Origin of the sequence: Candidatus Enterococcus ikei (assembly GCF_017316105.1) — a bacterium.
Taxonomy (GTDB): domain Bacteria; phylum Bacillota; class Bacilli; order Lactobacillales; family Enterococcaceae; genus Enterococcus_L; species Enterococcus_L ikei.
Window position 1 is genome coordinate 1 of record NZ_JAFLWD010000040.1, and the last position, 3,285, is coordinate 3,285.

At 32.6% G+C, this 3,285-nt stretch carries 3 protein-coding genes; all 3 read right to left on the minus strand.

Annotated elements, in window-relative coordinates; genetic code table 11:
- Positions 1–32 precede the first annotated feature (32 nt).
- Genes JZO69_RS14555 through JZO69_RS14565 form a run of 3 tightly spaced genes read right to left on the minus strand, consistent with a single transcriptional unit; the run spans position 33 to position 3,062 of the window.
- Positions 33–1,238, minus strand: coding sequence for an ABC transporter permease (locus tag JZO69_RS14555; protein ID WP_207113561.1), 1,206 nt, complete (start codon positions 1,236–1,238; stop codon positions 33–35).
- Positions 1,235–1,915, minus strand: a complete 681-nt coding sequence (locus tag JZO69_RS14560) for an ABC transporter ATP-binding protein (protein ID WP_207113562.1) — start codon at positions 1,913–1,915, stop codon at positions 1,235–1,237. Before JZO69_RS14560 ends, JZO69_RS14555 begins: the two co-directional genes overlap by 4 nt.
- Positions 1,908–3,062 carry an efflux RND transporter periplasmic adaptor subunit gene (locus JZO69_RS14565; protein ID WP_207113563.1) on the minus strand — a complete coding sequence of 385 codons (1,155 nt, stop codon included), beginning with the start codon at positions 3,060–3,062 and terminating at the stop codon, positions 1,908–1,910. The genes JZO69_RS14560 and JZO69_RS14565 overlap by 8 nt, the downstream gene beginning before the upstream one ends.
- Positions 3,063–3,285 lie beyond the last annotated feature (223 nt).

A 3,285-nucleotide genomic window follows, 5' to 3' on the forward strand; every position in this document is an offset into this window, starting at 1 on the left:
GTTATGCCATAATCACTTTTAATATAGATAAACTACTTCATAATATCAATCAGGTCTTTTTTAGAAGCCGCAGAAGCTGGCATATAACTAAATACAACGCCGATTAAAGTTGAAATCCCCACAGCTAATCCAATCGTAAACAAATCTGGTCGTACTGCAAAAGGTAAAAATATAGATGCAATTAGCCCTAATATCATTCCAAGTAAGTAACCAATCAGTCCGCCTAACAAAGTCAAGGTTAAACCTTCAGCGAGAAATTGTTTTCTAATATCTTTTTCTGTTGCTCCTAAAGCTCGACGAATCCCAATTTCCTTTGTTCTTTCTGAAACAGATATATACATCATATTCATAACTCCAACTCCAGCAATAAACAATGAAATACCTGCTACAGCAGAGATAAAGAGTGTTAAATTATCTAGAATACTCCCCATCTGATCAATATCTGATTTAGGATTATAAGGATTGTACTCGCCAGCATTTCTCAAACTTCCAGTAAAGTTGAGTTGCTTTAGAACCTCTGTTGTAACTTTCTCTTTGTCTTCACCAACATTCACTTCTAAATTTAAAATAGATTGGCTTTTTGGTTTTTTAAAATAGTGATCATAACTTTTGATAGGAAAATAGGCTAATGATGACTGATTCTCAGTTGATAAAGTTCCGCTATTACTTGTAGATACTCCTACAACTGTAAAAACTTCGCCAGCAATTTCAAAGCCTTTACCTATAGCATTATTGACGTCTCCAAATAGTTTTTGCGCTAAAATTTCATCAATCACAACCACTTTATTTAAGGTTGCATTATCTTTAGCTTCAATTTGACGACCAATCAATAAATCCACCTTTGTTTGTTCAACTCGATCGATTTTTTTTGTTAATTTTTTACCACGAACATATAATTCTACTTGCCGTTCTGTCATTTTTTGCTTTGGTTTGTAAAAATCAACTTTCTTTATGCCTTTTACATTTTTGATTAAATCAAAATCACTCTTTTTGAACACTTCATTTTCTGCAAATTCATTTGATATATCATAATAATTAAAGGTAATATTACTAATATTTTCATTTGTATTAGTCATTGACATTTTATCAATCATATCTCTTTTAAATCCATTACCAATAGATACAATCGTGATAACTGATGCAATGCCGATAATAATGCCGAACATCGTGAGAAAGCTGCGTTTTTTATTTTTTAGAATTGATTTTAATGCTGTCTTCCAAATAACCAAATTTTTCATTTAATCAACTCCTCTTCAACGATAGCCCCATCTTTCACACGAATCAAACGATCACAATAGGAAACCATTTCAGGGTTGTGCGTAACCAATATGATTGTTACGCCCTCTTGCTTATTCAAATCTTGAAATAGTTGCATAATATCCTCAGACGTTTTTGAATCGAGTGCTCCTGTTGGTTCATCAGCTATGATAAATCTAGGAGCATTCACGATTGCTCTAGCAATGGCTATACGCTGTTGCTGACCACCTGAAAGTTGTTTTGGGTATTTGTCTCCTTTGTCAGCTAAACCGACTTTTTCTAATACTTCTTGAACCCGTTCTTTAATATTTGTATAAACTGAACCATTATATAATAATGGCAATTCAATATTTTCAAAAACAGTGTTATTTTCAATTAAACTAAAATTTTGAAAAACAAATCCTACTGATTTATTTCTAATCGCAGAAAGCTCCTTATCTGAAAAGTCGGTAATTTCTTTCTCTTCAAATAGATATTTCCCTTCAAACTTCTTATCAATAAAACCAATCAAATTGATTAAGGTTGATTTTCCTGAACCTGATGGTCCCATCACTGCAACAAATTCTTTTTCTTTGATTTCAAAATTGATATTTTTTAGAACGTGAAGGTTTCCTTCTTCCAAAGAATAATACTTGTTGATATTTTCAAGTTTAATCATTCTCAGCCACCTGCACTTCTGCATCGTTTTTTAATGCATCATCAGGATTGCTGATAATTTTTGCTCCTTTTGAAACACCTGATTCTACATTTGTTGCTCCATTACTTTCAGTTACTTTCACATCTGTTTTTACTGCTCGTCCATTTTTATAAACATATACAAATGTTTGATTATCTTTAGTGACAAGAGATGTTTTAGGTAAAACTAGTTGAGGCTGTTGCAATGTTACTTGAACAGACGATCCATAAGCCCATGGGAAATTACCATCTACGATAAATTCATACGTAGGAATCTCGGACTCGCTATTATTTTTTGATCTAGGAAGTTGGTTAATACTGCTGATTTTTCCTTGAGCTGTTTCATTTGATCCAATCGAAGTAACACTCACCTCTTGTCCAATTTTCAACTTATTCAAATCATATTCAGTTACGGTTCCTTTGACTTGCTTGGTCTTACTTAACACTTGAATCAATGGAATTTCCAATGATTTTTTCCCAGCTTCATTGATTATCGCAACACCATCAATCGTCGCATTAACTGTAGAAGAAACTTTGCCTTGTTCAGATTCTAGCGCTGCCGATTCATCATTCACCTCTGTATAAGCTAAATCAAGTGCTTGTTGCGCTTGAATGACTTCATTATTAAGAGTCGTAGTTTCTGTTTTTTGTTGTTCCACTTTACTTTTGAGTTCTTCTTTTTTCTCTGGATCCGCTTCTCGATCATACTCTGTACGGCTTTGATTTAAGCTTGCTTGCGCTTCATTATAACGAGTCTGTGCTCGGTTTAAATTTTGAGAAGCTTGTTGTGCAGATAAACTACTTTTATTAACTACTCTTTGCTGTTGATCTGCTCTTGTTTGTGCTTCACCATTTTGGTAATTGAGTACAGCCTCTCCATTTTTAACTTCTTGCTCATGTTTTACAGGGATATTTGCGATTGTTCCCAATGTTTGGTCATAAAAAATATCTTCGGTCTGTGCCGCTTTAACTTCACCTTTTAATAAAAGTGGGTCCAGTGGATCTAAAGTGAAAACATTATAACTTGGTTCCACCTTTTTAGCAGGAGAAAAAAATAGAAAATAACTTCCTACTATACCTACGCTGACTATAATACCACCAATAACTAATTTAAATTTTTTACTTTTCATAATACTTATTCCTCCTAAATTTAACTATATAACTAATTATAGCTAGAAAAAAGCTCAAAGAAAATTGAATAGACGAACATTCATCTTACACAATTGAAAGCTTAATATAACAATAAAACAAAAAAATGAACTAAAACTAAGTAAAAGTTTTAATTCATTCTTTATATTATTGATTAATAACTATCGTAGTGATAATTTATAGTTTACGCAATTCATCCATCAT

What these genes read in the sequence shown, in the direction of transcription:
- JZO69_RS14555 (WP_207113561.1), bottom strand. Translation starts at nt 1,238, where the DNA reads ATGAAAAATTTGGTTATTTGGAAGACAGCATTAAAATCAATTCTAAAA.
- JZO69_RS14560 (WP_207113562.1), bottom strand. Translation starts at nt 1,915, where the DNA reads ATGATTAAACTTGAAAATATCAACAAGTATTATTCTTTGGAAGAAGGA.
- JZO69_RS14565 (WP_207113563.1), bottom strand. Translation starts at nt 3,062, where the DNA reads ATGAAAAGTAAAAAATTTAAATTAGTTATTGGTGGTATTATAGTCAGC.